Below are 15,287 nucleotides of genomic sequence, written 5' to 3'. Positions count from 1 at the left end.
CAGCTTAAGCCTCTCGTGACAGAAGGCTGGAGGAGGTTTTAATAGCAATGATGTCAATTGCAAAACAGAAACATATTTAGTGAAATCTTGCGGTGGAAATAATGCCTTCCAAAGTTTTTGCTATTTCTTTCATCTCATCGGTTTTTGTATTAAGCGCCTGCTTGAAGAGTTTATAAGGATTGTGACTAGGCTTATGATGATTAAAAATAAAACCCAAAGCATTGTTACTATCCCTAATATCGCTTAGATATTTAATTTGAACATTTTCATCAAGATTTTTTATGAAGTTGATACATTCGCGCAGTAATTCCTTTCTGTATTTCTGTAACGTATTTAATTGAGTTTTAGTTAAATCACGGGGATTGATGGTTGTAAGAATAACTAAAACCATTCTCATTTGCTTGTTTTCCAAAGCTAAATCAAGGGCTGATTTATTATCAGGGCCTATTTGCAGAACGTTGGCTCCGCGAGCCATCATTTTACAGAGCATTTCTGTAAAACCTTCTTCTGCAGCAATATAAGTTGCCGTTACGCCATCGTTGGCGGCAACATTTAAAGCATTCGTCGATTGCAAAAGGAGCTCCATAGCCTCAAGTTGATTGCTTCTGGCTGCAAAGTGAAGAGGGGTATATCCTTCGTTTGTAGTTTTATCAAGAGGGATTTTAAATTTGCTATATTTCGCTAAATAATCAAGATGGCCGTAATAGGCTGCAATATGGGCTATTGTCATTTCAGTGTAAGAGGTCTTTTTTTCTGCTCTTTGTTTGTTAAATGCTGTTAAGTGTTGTTCTCTAAATTGATTTAATTTCTCTATTACAGAATTGGAAGGAAGTTTGTTATTAGTTGCAAAAATATCAATATTAAAAATAACACTCTCGTCTGTAAGGAAAACTCCTTTAATGAAAGAGGCTAAATCTTCAGTTTCAAATTGATAGCGTTCAATTTTTTCTCCCAAAAGGGTCTGTTCAACCATGATCCATTGCTTTGAAGGTTTATCATAACGAAGTCCAAAGCGATGTTGACCCGAGCTGATTGAGATCGCCAATTTATCATATTCGTCAGCAATAATACTGCAAAGGTCATTCAAATAATTTTCTAACTCTTGTTTATTGTAGGCTCCTGGTTCACTGAATATTTTTTTTAAATTCCCAAGTGCTTGTATGGCATCCGAGGCGGTGACTATCGAGATAGTTTCAATGTCTACTTGACTTAGATGTTTCCCGAGTAAGAAATCAGGATGCTTTGAAGGTTTTTGATAAAGTTGAATTCCATCAAAGAAGGCCACAATTTCCAATAAATTATATTCTTCGTCGGTTAATTTTTTAACTGGAAATCCTGCTTTAATTTTTTTTCTAACAGCTTCTATTTCAATAGCTAACTCTTTATTGCTTTTATTCGAGTTGAGAATTCCATTTAACCGATTAAAAAATTTAATTTCCTCTTCCCGACCACTTAACCAAGCTTGCATCCACATTAACGTTAATCCTGCACAAATTCCCTTTTCAGAAATATTTTTATACTTTAGCTCGGTCATCAGATTAATAACTTTCAGCATACAACAGGCCCATAAAATGGAAGTAGTGTCGTGTTGAGTTATAAAAAGCCTAATATGTATAATTTTATTACAGTTAAACCAATTATGTTGAAAATTGATTACAAAAATAATGGTGAGATAGGAGTTGGGAGATAGATGGATTAATTAAGGCTAGATTACCAACCTTTGCTAGCACAGATTTGCTCATAAGCTTTACGAATTTTTTGGGTTTTATCATTGGCTATCTTTATCATTTGTTCAGGGAGACCTTGAGCAATTAATTTATCAGGGTGATTGCGACTAATTAAACGCCGGTAAGCACGCTTGACCTCTTGTTTGTTGGCATTTTTATCAACTTCTAAGATGGCGTAAGCATGGGCCAAACTATTGGGTGGCGTTTGATAACTTTGATAACGTTGCTTTTCGCCAGTGGAATGCTGGGATTGGGATTGCTGTGATGATGACTGGGAATTTCTAAAGCCAAAATCTTCATAAAAACGATACTGCTGGCGAATGGGTGCAAATCCCAAACGTCGAAAAACGACATCCAGAGCATGCATTTTAGCTTCAGAAAAATTATCAGTTTTAGCTGCACGGTATTGAATATCCATAAACAGTTTTAAAAGTTCCGGGTTGTCGTAACAAGCTTCATCCAGGCGTGTCAGGACGTTGGCTAAGTCAAATGTAAAGGCTTTCCCTTCGTTAAAAAATTGTTTTGCTAATTTTTTTTGTTCATGGCTTAATCTCATTTCATCCATCAATGTTTTTGCCATGCTAATTTCTGCCTCGGATACCCGGCCATCTGCTTTGGCAATATGCCCCATTACCGAAAAAGTTGCTTCAAAGAAAACTTTCTGTACGGCCTCACGACGCTCTTTATAATAATGCCAATGAGGTTGATTAAAATGCTCTATTAGACCGCGATCGAAAAAATTACCAATAAGAATACCAAATAGGGCACCGGCAGGACCTCCAATGAGATAGCCGAATAAAGCGCCTATTATTTTTCCCCACCAGTGATAGTGAGTAAAGAAATCACGTAAATTCATGTGGTTAAGTATCCAATCTTACTGTTAATAACTGTTCCATTCTAAGCTTAATTATATGCCTATAACTTCAAATATGCTGGAATTAACTTTTTCTTAGCAATGTCGCGTTATTTAGCCAATTAATTCGGCTAAATCTATTTGAATACACTATTTTTTATTAAAAAATAAAAATAGATTAAAATTTTAAACGCAAGTGAATGAAATAAATATATACTTGCTTTTTTTTTTCTGGATAAGTTATGCGATACCTCTATTCTATTTTGTTGTACCTGTTAACACCCTATTTACTAGTTAGATTGTGGTGGAAGGGGCGGCAAATTCCAGCCTATCGTGAGCGAATCCTTGAACGGTTTGCATTAAGCAATAAAAAAATAGAAGACATTGATTTGTGGGTTCATGCTGTTTCATTAGGTGAAGTTATCGCTATTACCCCTTTAGTTGATGAGTTACTTCATAAACAGTGGCGAATTTTATTTACCACAATGACACCTACAGGCGCTCAGCGGGTGCAGCAGCGCTTTGGTGCGAAAGTTATTCATCAATATGTTCCTTATGATATACCAAGTGTTGTACGCCGTTTTTATAAAAAAGTAAAACCCAAAGCTGCCATTTTTGTAGAAACAGAGTTATGGCCAAATTTAGGCTACTATGCTCATCGCGCTAATATTTCTCTTTTCCTGGTAAACGCTCGTCTTTCAGAGCGTTCCTATCAAGGTTATAAGAAAGTTAAATTTCTTTTTAAACCATTATTGCAACAATTTGACTATATTTTGGCTCAAACTGAGGATGATGCAAAACGCTATCAAGCCCTCGGCGCTAATGAAAATACGGTGCAGGTATTAGGAAATATGAAGTTTGATCTACAAACTCAAGACATTAACAGTCAGGTTTTTAAGGAATTAAAAGAAGCCTGGGGAAATAAGCGAGTGACGGTAATGGTTGCCAGTACCCATGAAAACGAAGAGGAACTCATTTTGTCACGTTTAAGAAAGCTTCAGAATGGCATTGCAGATGTAGTACTGTTAATTGCACCGCGTCATCCTGAACGTTTTCAAAAAATATATCAGTTAAGCGTCGAAATGGGATTTAATACCGGGCTGCGTTCAAAGCGCGAAACGATAACACCCACTAATGAAGTGATTGTTCTGGATTCTCTGGGAGAGTTGTTGGGATGGTATCAAATGAGTGATTATGCGTTTGTTGGCGGGAGTTTTGTACCGGTAGGTGGTCATAATGTACTAGAGCCTATTGCAATGCAGATACCGGTCTTCAGTGGTCCACATGTGCATAATTTCAAAGCTATTTGCCGTGATTTAAAGAATGCAGAGGCAATTGAGATGGTGGAAAATGCAGATGAATTGATTGAACAAATTTTTGTTCTACACCATGATGAAAAGCGTAAAGCCCGTCTGATTCACAATGCAAGCAATGTCCTGGAGGCAAATAAAGGCGCTGTCGCTAGATATGTAGAACAAATAGATACCACATTAAAACAAACAACAAATGAGATTGCAGCCTTGGACGTGAGGTCTTAGAACAAAAATTTGGTAACCGTTCGCAACACACGTCATCGTGAGGAGTTTATGACGAAGGATCTCCTAAATGTGGCGTTATCTTTGGGTACAATAACTACTCACATTCAGAAGATCCTTCGCTTCGCTCTGGATGGCGTAACACGTCTAAAATGACGTGGCTATGAACGTAAAAGAAACGGGGATATGAAGTGCAGAATCCCCGATGCTTGCGATCAGCAAGGGTAATTAGCTGCCTTGATTTTGGCGTTCTTTAATTTCAGACAAGGTTTTGCAATCAATGCATAACGTGGCAGTGGGGCGTGCTTCCAGACGTCGCAATCCAATTTCAATGCCACAAGCTTCGCAGTAACCAAAGTCTTCATCGCGCAATCGCTCAAGCGCATCTTCAATCTTTTTAATTAATTTACGCTCTCTGTCACGAGTTCTTAGTTCAAGACTAAATTCCTCTTCTTGACTAGCTCGGTCTGAAGGATCAGGAAAATTAGCCGCCTCGTCCTTCATATGAGTCACGGTTCTGTCGACTTCTTCCATAAGCGATTGGCGCCAGGCAAGCAAAATTTTCTCAATATGAGCAAGTTGCTTGTCATTCATATACTCTTCGCCATCGGTTTCCTGGTAAGGAGCGATTCCCATACTGCTAACGGCGTCATTTTTCACTTTTAATATACTCTCGTTGTTAGAATCGATTAATTGTCCTGGCATCTATGCCTCCTGCTATTGCATCCTCTCAACAAGCCGTTATGGCATGCGATCGAAAACCGCTAGGTATATCAAAAATCAAGCTGACCATCAACTAATTATTCGTCTACCACCAGTGACCCGGTCATTACCTTGCCAATCTTGCCAAGATTGAATCTCAACATACCCATAATGTTTAAGCATAGACGTAACTGCAGGTTTTTGATCAAAACCATGCTCTAATAATAATAGCCCGCCAGGCTTAAGCCTAGCAAGACTATGTTTAATAATATGTTTTAGCGCCGTAAGCCCGTCCTCACCACTGACTAAAGCAAGTACAGGTTCAAAGCGAACATCACCCTCGACTAAATGGGGATCATTAGCTGCAATATAAGGGGGATTAGCCACAATTGCATCAAAAACTTGTTGTGTAGTTATTTTTTCAAACCAATTAGAATGATAAAAACAAATATTTGTCATGGCTAATCGTGCTGCATTTTCTTCAGCAGTTTGTAAGGCATTTTGGCTGCAATCACAAGCTGTTATCTGCCATCGAGGGCGTTCTGATGCACAAGCAAGAGCAATAGCTCCACTACCCGTGCCCAAATCAAGAACATGCGCTCCTTCTTTATCGCTAAGCAGAGTCAAAGTTAATTCAACTAGTAGTTCGGTTTCGGGGCGAGGAATTAAGGTATCTTCGCAAACTTTTAAAGGTAAAGACCAAAACTCTTTCATGCCTGTTAAATAAGCAATGGGCACGCCTTGCACGCGTTGTGAAATGAGGCGTTGAAACGTTTGCCATTGAGCTTGAGTTAATATTACTTCTGGATGAGCATAAAGGAAGGTACGATTTTTCATTAACACATGGGCAAGTAAAATCTCTACATCCAGGCGGGCACTGCTACTATGTGGGGCAAGTTGTTTTAGGGCTTGCTCAAGAGCATCCTTAATCTCCATCATGTTGACCCAGTTCAGCAAGTAATTCTGCATGGTGTTCGCGCTGCAGTGCGTCAAGTACTGGCGCTAAGTGACCCTCCATGATATCAACAAGTTGATACAAGGTGAGATTGATTCGGTGATCCGTAAGGCGACCTTGAGGAAAATTGTAAGTGCGAATGCGTTCAGAACGATCACCAGTACCTACCAATAATTTACGGGTTTCCGCTTGCTGCTGGCGTTGTTTACTTTGTTCGGCATCTAGAAGTCTTGTTTTTAATAAAGCCATGGCTTTAGCGCGGTTTTTATGTTGTGACCGCTCATCCTGGCATTCTACAACAATACCAGTGGGTAGATGGGTGATACGAATAGCTGAGTCGGTCTTGTTAACGTGCTGACCACCAGCTCCGGACGAGCGATAGGTATCAATGCGTAATTCATCGCTACTGATTTCTACATCGTCAATTTCTTCTACTTCAGGTAAAACTGCGACAGTACAAGCCGACGTGTGTACCCGACCTTGCGATTCGGTTTCCGGGACTCGTTGTACCCGATGAGCACCTGATTCAAACTTTAATTGAGAATAAACGGCCTGCCCACTTATACGGGCGATAATTTCTTTATAACCGCCATGTTCTCCATAACTGGCACTGATAATTTCCACCTGCCAGCCCTGCGCTTCAGCATAACGGTGATACATACGAAATAAATCACCGGCAAAAATTGCCGCTTCGTCACCGCCGGTGCCTGCACGGATTTCTAGATAAACATTACAAGTGTCATCTGGATCTTTAGGAATCAAATGCCATTGTAATTCTTCATCCAGCTGCGCGACATTCTCTTTCGCGTTATCAATTTCTTCAGAAGCCATAGCGGCTAATTCTTTATCATCTCCAGCAAGTAATTCCTGTAGAGAATTCACATTGTCACGAGCCTGTATATAAGTGTTATAGCAATTGGCTATAGGCTCTAATTGTGCGTATTCTTTTGATAAATTTTTAAATTGATTTTGATCGGCAATGACAGAAGCTTCAGAAAGTAAGCGACTTACTTCTTGAAAGCGTTCAAGCATTTGCTCAAGTTTTAATTCAAGAGATTTTTTCATAAGAAGACTGGGTCAATAGAAGGATTAAACAAATATTGCGCTAAATCAAGCAATTCTTCACGACCATCCCAAGCGACTTGACGTAAGCCAACGGTAGGATGATGTGTTAATTTATTGACCAGGCGCGCGCAAAGCTCATTCAAGACTATGTCTTGACTATGACCGGCCCGCAATTTACCTTGAGCTCGCTCTAATTCCTGCTGAGCTAAATTCTGCATATAGTTGCGATAATCACATATTAAGTCTTTTGCACGCAGGGAGCGATGCCAACGGATAAAATTATCAAGCTCGCTTTCAATAAGTTGTTCGGCTTGAAGTGCGGCTTCACGACGCTCATCCATTCCCTTTTCAATCATTAATTGTAGATCATCAATGTTATACAGGTGTACGGCATCTAACTCGCCCACGTCAGCTTCAATATCTCTTGGAACGGCTAAGTCTAAAAAGAACATAGGCGCCCCCTCTCGTTTAGTTAACGCATGCTCTACTAAACTTTTATCAATAAATGGCAGTGGGCAGGCAGTGGCTGAAACGACAACATCAGCCTGAGAAAGATATTGAGGAATATCGCCAATAGCCAAGGCTCGACCGGCAAAAGCTGCTGCCAATTGTTTGGCATTTTCATTCGTGCGGCTGGCAATTAAAAAATCCTTAACACCTTGTTTATGTAGATATTTAGCTACTAAGGTGGAGGTTTCTCCTGATCCAATAATAAAAACCTTTAAGGTTTTGTAATCAGTAAATAATTTCCCAATGAGTTGTACGGCTGCATAGGCAATGGAAACAGGATTACTACCAATACCACTACGATTTCGTATGCGTTTACAAGCACTAAAAATATACTGAAACACATAGCGTAAATTGGTTTTTACTGTACCTAGTTTACAGGCGTGTTGATAGGCCTGTTTCATTTGCCCGAGAATTTGAGGTTCACCAAGCATCATTGAATCCAGGCCACTGGCTACACGCAAAGTATGACGGATGCCATGATGCCCATGGTGAACGTAAAGATAAGGTGAAAGTAATTCTGGAGCTAATTGATGTTGGTTAGCAAGCCATGGTGCCAGGCTTTCAGGTTCATCTGTATCGCAATAGATTTCAGTACGATTGCAGGTTGATAGAATAGCTGCTTCGTTGACTGTAGGCAGCTCCACGAGATTATGAAGCAAGGCCTCTTGCATAGAAAGAGGCAGCGCAACTTTTTCACGCACATCGAGTGGGGCAGTTTTATGATTTAGTCCGCAGGCAACAAACACCATAAAGTTTTTCAAATCGCAGCAAAATAATCATGGAATTGTAAACTATTCACGTTAAAATTTACAGGATTTACTAAAAACACTCCCCCGACAAAGCAAAAAAATCTGTTATGTAGCACAAACAGACAACCATCTATCAAAATTCACTACCATATCGGGCAGATCCCTCGCACAGATTAAGACAGATCGCTATCATCAGCTATACTGAAATTAGTTTTAATTGTTATAAAGATTCATAATTTATCATAGTCAGTGTGAGTTAAGTGGTTTTATGATTATTAAAACTCAAGTCCTTTTATTTTTAGCCGCTAATACTCACAGGCACTTTGCTCAGGAAAGATTATCCTGATAGGGATTTGCAAATGGATATCATTTTTCAAGGCCAACACAATAGTGAGGAAGCTGCTGAGAGTTTATTAACTGTGCTGCGCCTGTTCAAAGAGCGTTATAATATTGGTCAATTTCGAGAAATGCATCTAACTGTGACCTTAGTAGATGAGAATGGGGATGATGTGGAGCTTGTAGACAGCGAAACTTCTCGTGCTTATCGCACCTTTGAAGTTTATAGAAAAGGTTTTGAACTGGGTGGCAGAAAAGGACATCCTATGCTGCATTTGGTGGTTGATAATACACGCTAAAGGGAGTGTTTAATGTTATGGGCCTTGCTTGCAATTCTACTGACACTCATTTTGGTTGTTGGTATTCATGAAGCAGGTCATGCCTTTGCAGCAAAAATTTTTGGTGTAAAAATTCAGAAAATCTCAATCGGTTTTGGAAAACCCTTACTGACTTGGAGAACAAAGTCAGGCCTGCAGTTGGTGTGGTCTCTTTGGCCCCTAGGAGGCTATGTTCAATTGCTTAATTCCCGCATTCAGCCTGTTTCTCCTGAAGAATCTGCATTTTGTTTTGATAAAAAGCAAGTATGGATGCGCTGTATAATTTTAGCTTCAGGTGCACTGGCAAATTTAATTACAGCATGGTTGGCATTTACTTTAATGTTTATGATTGGTTATCAACAAACTCCTGCGCTGGTTCAGGCGGTAGAAGTTGAAAGTCTGGCTGCCAAGTCGGGGCTTAAAGCAGGCGATCGTTTTGTTAATTTGGGGGGACAAGAGGTTAATTCCTGGCAAGAAACCGGAATGCGCTTGATAATGGATCTTGGCAAAAAAGAGGTGCCAGCTTTAGTAAAAGACAGTAGCGAAAATATACATAAAATAAATTTGGATTTGAGTCAATGGCGCTATAAAAGAGGCGATCGTTCCTTGTTGCAGGGGCTAGGTATTGAACCAGAATCCTCAACTGAAAAAGAATGGGTGCAAGGCCAATCGGTAGGGGTAGCTTTTTATCATGCGGTAACGAAGTCATTACAACTTTTATCCTTCTTTTTAGTCATGTTAAAACAATTGCTGACAGGCATGATTCCTTTTGCTGTTCTCCTTGGTCCAATTGGTTTGTTTAGCGCTTCCGTAACCTCTTTCTTTCAGGGGGTGCCGGTGTTTTTGTATTTTATTGCTAATTTCAGTCTTGCAGTAGGACTCTTGAATTTATTTCCCGTTCCAGGCCTTGACGGAGGGTCTATTGTTTATGCCCTGATAGAAAAAATACGCGGTAAACCAGTTTCAATCGCGATGGAGGTTTTACTGCATCAATTAGCCGTAATTTTTTTCGTTATATTACTTGTGCAGCTAATCTTAAATGACGTACAACGTTATCTCCATTAATCTTTAATTTTCATGTTCTAAGTAGTCGCACGTGCACAACACCAGACGTCAACGTGAGCAACTCCTTGTTTTTTGAAAAGTGTGGCTAACTCGTTGACGGTATTGCCGGTAGTTAATAAATCATCTACTAGTGTAATATGTTGGTAGCTGTTTGCTTTTACTTCAAAAGCATGACGTAAGTTTCGGTGGCGTTCTTTCCTGTTTAAACTCATCTGTGAGGGCGTGTGTAAAATTTTCTTGCAAAGTGTAAGCTCGTAAGGAATTTGTAAATGTTTTGCAAGTCGCTTGGCAAGTTCTGCAGCCTGATTAAATCCACGTTCCTGTAGTTTTTTAGAATGTAGAGGTACAGGGACCAAGCATTCTGTTTTGAGCGCAGTTTGAGGTAAAGCATCAATCATTAATTTCACCAGGAAGCCACGAAGAAAAAGTGCCCCATTATATTTATATTCATGTAATAAAGTTCGTAGAGGTTCTTCAAAACGATACATTGTAAATGTACGATCAAAAGCCGGTTTGCTTTTGCTGCAGCGACCACAGACTAAAAAACTGTCATCAGATAATGGGAGAGCGCAATAGCTACAAGCTGGGCCAAGTTGCTGTAAAAGAGAAAAACAAGCGCGACAAGCAGCATAAGGATCGCGGTGATATTGATAACAAATAACGCAGACAGAAGGCAAACGTAACATTTGTGTTATACTGGCCAGTGTGTGACGCACGACGTTGGATTTCCTGTAATTTACTATTCCTTTTCCATGATGAGTCTGAAAGTAGAAATTTGCAACACCTTTAATAAACATGCAATCGAATACGAACAAGCAGCCAAAATTCAGAATGAAATTGGCCAGCGCTTATTTGAACGATTGGATTATTTGAAAATCAATCCGCGCTATATTCTTGATTTAGGTTGTGGAACAGGGCTTTTTACTCTGCAATTAAAAAAGAAGTACCCGAAAGCTGAAATCGTTGGTTTAGATTTGGCCAAAAATATGCTGTTTGAAGCGAAAAAAAAACAAGGGTGGTGGCGTAGCAGTAAATGGTCTTTGATTAATGGTGATATGACGTTATTGCCCTTTGCAACAGGAACTTTTGATCTGGTTTTTGCTAATCAAACAATTCATTGGGCACAGCCCCTGGATACGGTTATTCGCGAACTTAACCGTGTGATGAATAACCAGGGTTGTCTTATGTTTTCCACCCTGGGGCCTGATACGTTTAAGGAATTAAAACAAGCATGGTTGGTTGTAGATAACCATGCTCACACCAATGAATTTGCAGACATGCATGATGTTGGTGATTGCCTTTTAAAAGAGCGATTCCTTGATCCTGTAGTTGACATGGAGTTAATAACTGTACATTATGAAAATTTAAAGAAATTATTGCTTAATTTAAAAGCACAAGGGGTGCGAAATATTAATGAGAAGCGCAATGGGGGATTAACCGGAAAGGATTCCTGGCAAGCTTTTGAAAAGGCTTATCAGGTAGCGTGTACGAAGGAAGGTAAGTTCCCTCTTACTTATGAAGTTGTTTACGGGCACGCTTGGAAAGGTGCGCAGCGTCTTGTTGATAAAGGCACAGAAACGTTTATTCCTATTTCGCGTATTCAGCGACAGCCGGATGCAGATAAATAAAAAATTATAGAGAAGATCTCTTAACCCCCAGCAAAATATGTTTAAACTAACTGGGGTGTTTTTTGTGTTTTATAAAGCGCTATAATTTAATTGATCCAGATTTACTATCGACCAGTATCTAGGAGTTTTTATGGAATTTGTCAGCCGTTATGTTTCTCATCAACCCGATGCACAGGGTATGATAAATTATTCCGATGAGGAACATCGCATTTGGCAATTACTCTATGAACGTCAGATGAAAATTATTCCAGGCAGGGCCTGTGATGAGTTCGTACATGGATTATCAAGTCTTGGTTTATCGCCCAGTGGCATTCCACAATTACCGGATGTTAGTCGTCATCTCAAAGCATTAACAGGCTGGGAGGTGGCACCTGTTGCTGCATTAATCTCTGCACGTGAGTTTTTTCAATTATTGGCGGAAAGACGTTTTCCTGCGGCTACCTTTATTCGCTGTGAAGAAGAAATTGATTACGTCCAGGAACCAGATATTTTTCATGAGATATTTGGCCATTGTCCAATGTTAACGGATCCTGTTTACGCTGATTTTGTTTGCAACTATGCGCGTAGAGTACTTAGCTTACCTGAGGAGGAATGGCCTCTTCTTCAACGTCTTTTTTGGTTTACTGTCGAATTTGGATTGATTAAGACGTCCAAAGGTTTGCGTGCCTATGGTGGCGGTATCTTATCGTCAATTAGCGAAACTCCTTATAGTGTAGAAAGTGATGTGGCAATGCGTGTTCTTTTTGATCCCGTTGTTGCCTTTCGTATGCCTTATCGTATTGACATGTTACAGCCAGTGTATTTCGTGATTGATGATTATCAGATGCTTTACGATTTTGTCGAAGCGGATATTGTTCAGTTTATCGAACGAGCCAAAGCATTAGGAGAATATCCCCCTCTTTTTCCCGTGGATAAAAATAATCCTAATATTCATATTCTGGCTTGTTAGCTTAGAGCAGGAACTGTTAATTTCCTTTAATCGTCTATAATCAGGATAGACATTGCTATTCTTTGCTGTTTCATTGTTTTTTCGTAAAAACTCTAAGATTCAACAAGGTTTGGAAAATTAACAAGAAAACACGCTAATGAATGATTAAATCAGCACCAATTGTAATGCCTGATTAGTCTTGCTAATATCGATGCATGTTTTGTGTTCATTGGCTGTGGTCAAGGAGCATCGTTTGATAAAAGTTCTAATTGTTGATGACCATGCCCTGGTAAGAATGGGTATTCGACGATTACTTGAGGATCTGCCTGATGTAGAGGTAGTAGCGGATGCAGAAAGTGGTGAGCTTGCTTTGGCATTGGTAAAATCTCACAAACCCGATGTGGTATTGCTCGACATGAAAATGCCGGGAATTGACGGCTGGGAAGTGACAAGGCGTCTTAAAAAATCTAATCCTCAGGTTAAGGTAATTGCGGTAACAGCGATGTGTACCGAACCAATGCCTACCCGTGTTTTACAATTAGGCGCAATGGGCTACTTGACGAAAGAATCAGGTGCTGAGGAAATGGCCGCAGCTATTCGCAAAGTAGCCCGCGGTGAAAAATATTTAAGCGCTGAAATTGCTCAGAAGATGGCAATTAGCAGCCTGGAAGCCACTCAAGAATCTCCTTTTGATTTGTTATCTGAGCGTGAAATGCAGGTTATGTTGATGATTACCAGCGGTATGACAGTTCAGGATATAGCAGATCGATTGTTTTTAAGCTCTAAAACTATTAATGGTTACCGTTATAGAATGTTCGAAAAACTGGGAATAAAGAATGATGTAGAGCTTACTTTCTTGGCAATGAAGCATCGTGTTATTGAACAGCCTAACGATGCATTGCATGACGAGTAACTAATCTTTAGGAGCAGACCTCTTCAAGGAAGATACTCGAGAGGCTTATATTTTCTGTTGAACTCATATTGAATGTTGTCCGTGAATATGACTGCAAATGATTTAAGTGCATTTATAGCTAATCTTACCAGCGAGCCCGGGGTCTACCGAATGCTGGATGAGGAAGGCACTGTTTTATACGTGGGAAAAGCCAGCAATCTTAAAAAGCGGGTTAGTAGCTATTTCAATAAACAGAATGCAGGTGCTAAAACGCGTTCTCTGGTAAACCAGATAAAATCGATAGAAATCAGTATTACTCGAAGTGAAACAGAAGCATTGTTATTGGAAAGTAACTTAATTAAAACCCTGCGTCCCAAGTACAATGTGCTATTGCGTGATGATAAATCATATCCCTATATTCATGTCAGCAAGCATACTTTTCCACGTATGGAACTTTATCGCAGTAAGAAAAAGCCAAAAAAGGGTGAATTTTATGGTCCCTTTCCCAGTGTTGCTGCAGTGCGTGATACGCTCGGTACAATTCAGAAAACGTTTAAAATTAGAAATTGTAGTGACAGTTATTTTAATGTGCGTTCCCGCCCCTGCTTGCAGTATCAGATTAAACGTTGCAGTGCCCCGTGTACGGGTTATATTTCTCCGGAAGCGTATAAACAATCAATCCAGGATGCAACACGATTTTTACAGGGTAAATGCCAGCTTATTCTTGATGATTTAGAAAAACGCATGGAACAAGCAGTCGCTCGCTTAGCGTTTGAAGAAGCCGCTATTTTTCGTGATCAAATAAAAAGTTTGCGTTTGGTGCAGGAACAGCAAAGTGTCGTTCAGTTGCGTGGTGATGCTGATGTTATAGCCATTGAGGCACAGCCTGGGTTTGCCTGTGTTCAATGTGTGACGATACGCGATGGTCATGTTTTAGCGAGTCAAAGCTTTTTTCCCTCAGTGCCACAACGTACTTTTGTGGAAGAGGAAGAAGTAGAAAATGATTTGTGGCAGCAAGTGTTTGAAGCATTTATTGCTTTTTATTACATTGATAACCCAGAACGCATTCCTGCACTTATTATTACCAATCAACCACTTTCTGACAGTGAAGCATTACAAGGAATGTTAAGTGAGTTACGAGGAAAATCATGTCTAATTCAAACAAAGCCGCGTGGTGTAAAGGCTCGTTGGTTAGATTTTGCAATTAACAATTTGCGTTTGTCAGTTGCTGACCATGTGGCTTCTTCTGCAACGCTATCAAAGCGATATGATGCGCTTGCATCTCTGTTGCAACTGGAAGAAAAAATCACTCGGATGGAATGTTTTGATATTAGTCATACGCAAGGCAAAGAAACGGTGGCTTCTTGTGTGGTTTTTGATGCGGAGGGACCTCGTAAGAGCGATTATAGACGTTTTAATATTCAAGGTATCACTCCTGGAGATGACTATGCCGCGATGGAACAAGCTATTACTCGACGATTTAAACGATTGGTGCAAGAGCAACGTTTACCCAATATTTTGATTATTGATGGTGGTAAAGGCCAAGTTACCACAGCCCAACGAGTTTTTGATTCGTTACAAATTGATAATGTAATTTTAGTGGGTATTGCTAAAGGACCTGATAGAAAAGCAGGGTGGGAACGTTTAATTTTGGTGACTGAAGAAAAGGAAATTAGCTTGCCTGCTGACTCACCCGCCTTACATTTATTACAACATATTCGTGATGAAGCGCACCGCTTTGCAATTACAACTCATCGTAAAAAACGCCAGCATGCCAGTTTTGAATCCTCTCTTGAATCAATAGAAGGCGTGGGACCTAAACGTCGCCAGGCGCTCTTACGTCGTTTTGGAGGCCTACGTGAGTTAGCTCGCGCTCCTATTGATGAAATTGTTAAGGTTAGTGGTATTAACGCCGAACTTGCCAATCGAATTTACCAACATTTTCATTCTTAATTCAATCCTCAGTCGGTTATCTTTCAGGCAACTACGCCGTTTTCAGAATGACAGATTTCGTTGTTTTATTAC

General features: G+C 39.9%; 13 protein-coding genes and 1 pseudogene. 7 read left to right on the top strand and 7 right to left on the bottom strand.

Annotated elements, in window-relative coordinates:
• Positions 1-76: 76 nt before the first annotated feature.
• Both PXX05_RS09785 and djlA read right to left on the bottom strand, forming a co-directional pair.
• On the bottom strand, positions 77-1,555 hold the full coding sequence (locus PXX05_RS09785; RefSeq protein WP_275088043.1) for an ankyrin repeat domain-containing protein: 1,479 nt from the start codon (positions 1,553-1,555) through the stop codon (positions 77-79).
• Between the two features lie 155 nt (positions 1,556-1,710).
• Positions 1,711-2,583, bottom strand: coding sequence for a co-chaperone DjlA (gene djlA, locus PXX05_RS09780; RefSeq protein WP_275088042.1), 873 nt, complete (start codon positions 2,581-2,583; stop codon positions 1,711-1,713).
• Between the two features lie 239 nt (positions 2,584-2,822).
• On the opposite strand from djlA, the gene waaA reads away from it, so the two are divergent.
• A complete protein-coding gene (gene waaA, locus PXX05_RS09775; RefSeq protein WP_275088041.1) occupies positions 2,823-4,118 on the top strand; it encodes a lipid IV(A) 3-deoxy-D-manno-octulosonic acid transferase in 1,296 nt (431 codons plus the stop codon).
• A 225-nt stretch (positions 4,119-4,343) separates the two neighbouring features.
• Here the strand turns inward: waaA and dksA are convergent, their stop codons facing one another.
• From dksA to hemA, 4 genes and pseudogenes are all read right to left on the bottom strand, one after another.
• Positions 4,344-4,820, bottom strand: coding sequence for an RNA polymerase-binding protein DksA (dksA, locus tag PXX05_RS09770; protein ID WP_338034417.1), 477 nt, complete (start codon positions 4,818-4,820; stop codon positions 4,344-4,346).
• An 87-nt stretch (positions 4,821-4,907) separates the two neighbouring features.
• Positions 4,908-5,756, bottom strand: coding sequence for a peptide chain release factor N(5)-glutamine methyltransferase (gene prmC, locus PXX05_RS09765; protein WP_275088040.1), 849 nt, complete (start codon positions 5,754-5,756; stop codon positions 4,908-4,910).
• Positions 5,743-6,837, bottom strand: coding sequence for a peptide chain release factor 1 (gene prfA / locus PXX05_RS09760; RefSeq protein ID WP_275088039.1), 1,095 nt, complete (start codon positions 6,835-6,837; stop codon positions 5,743-5,745). Before prfA ends, prmC begins: the two co-directional genes overlap by 14 nt.
• Positions 6,821-8,096, bottom strand: a pseudogene (gene hemA, locus PXX05_RS09755) (glutamyl-tRNA reductase). The gene prfA and the pseudogene hemA overlap by 17 nt, the downstream one beginning before the upstream one ends.
• A 359-nt stretch (positions 8,097-8,455) precedes the next feature.
• Between hemA and PXX05_RS09750 the strand changes: the two are divergent.
• Entirely contained in the window at positions 8,456-8,731 is a 276-nt protein-coding gene (locus PXX05_RS09750) for a hypothetical protein (protein WP_275088037.1), read from the top strand.
• Between the two features lie 12 nt (positions 8,732-8,743).
• Entirely contained in the window at positions 8,744-9,814 is a 1,071-nt protein-coding gene (locus PXX05_RS09745) for a M50 family metallopeptidase (protein ID WP_275088036.1), read from the top strand.
• Positions 9,815-9,831: 17 nt separating this feature from the next.
• On the opposite strand, the gene PXX05_RS09740 is transcribed toward PXX05_RS09745, so the two are convergent.
• Positions 9,832-10,530 (bottom strand): ComF family protein, encoded by a 699-nt coding sequence (locus tag PXX05_RS09740; protein ID WP_275088035.1) that lies wholly within the window; start codon positions 10,528-10,530, stop codon positions 9,832-9,834.
• A 39-nt stretch (positions 10,531-10,569) separates the two neighbouring features.
• Here PXX05_RS09740 and bioC point away from each other — a divergent pair, with 39 nt between their 5' ends.
• From bioC to uvrC, 4 genes are all read left to right on the top strand, one after another.
• Complete coding sequence (gene bioC, locus PXX05_RS09735) at positions 10,570-11,442, top strand: malonyl-ACP O-methyltransferase BioC (RefSeq protein ID WP_275090491.1); 873 nt, start codon at positions 10,570-10,572, stop codon at positions 11,440-11,442.
• 130 nt (positions 11,443-11,572) lie between these two features.
• Positions 11,573-12,391: a phenylalanine 4-monooxygenase gene (gene phhA / locus PXX05_RS09730; RefSeq protein WP_275088034.1), complete on the top strand. Its 819-nt coding sequence runs from the start codon at positions 11,573-11,575 to the stop codon at positions 12,389-12,391.
• Between the two features lie 232 nt (positions 12,392-12,623).
• Complete coding sequence (letA, locus tag PXX05_RS09725) at positions 12,624-13,283, top strand: two-component system response regulator LetA (RefSeq protein WP_275088033.1); 660 nt, start codon at positions 12,624-12,626, stop codon at positions 13,281-13,283.
• Positions 13,284-13,370: 87 nt separating this feature from the next.
• Positions 13,371-15,215, top strand: coding sequence for an excinuclease ABC subunit UvrC (uvrC, locus tag PXX05_RS09720; protein ID WP_420844581.1), 1,845 nt, complete (start codon positions 13,371-13,373; stop codon positions 15,213-15,215).
• Positions 15,216-15,287 lie beyond the last annotated feature (72 nt).

This window comes from Legionella cardiaca, from assembly GCF_029026145.1.
GTDB classification, from domain to species: domain Bacteria; phylum Pseudomonadota; class Gammaproteobacteria; order Legionellales; family Legionellaceae; genus Tatlockia; species Tatlockia cardiaca.
This window is presented reverse-complemented; position numbering and strand designations above follow the sequence as displayed.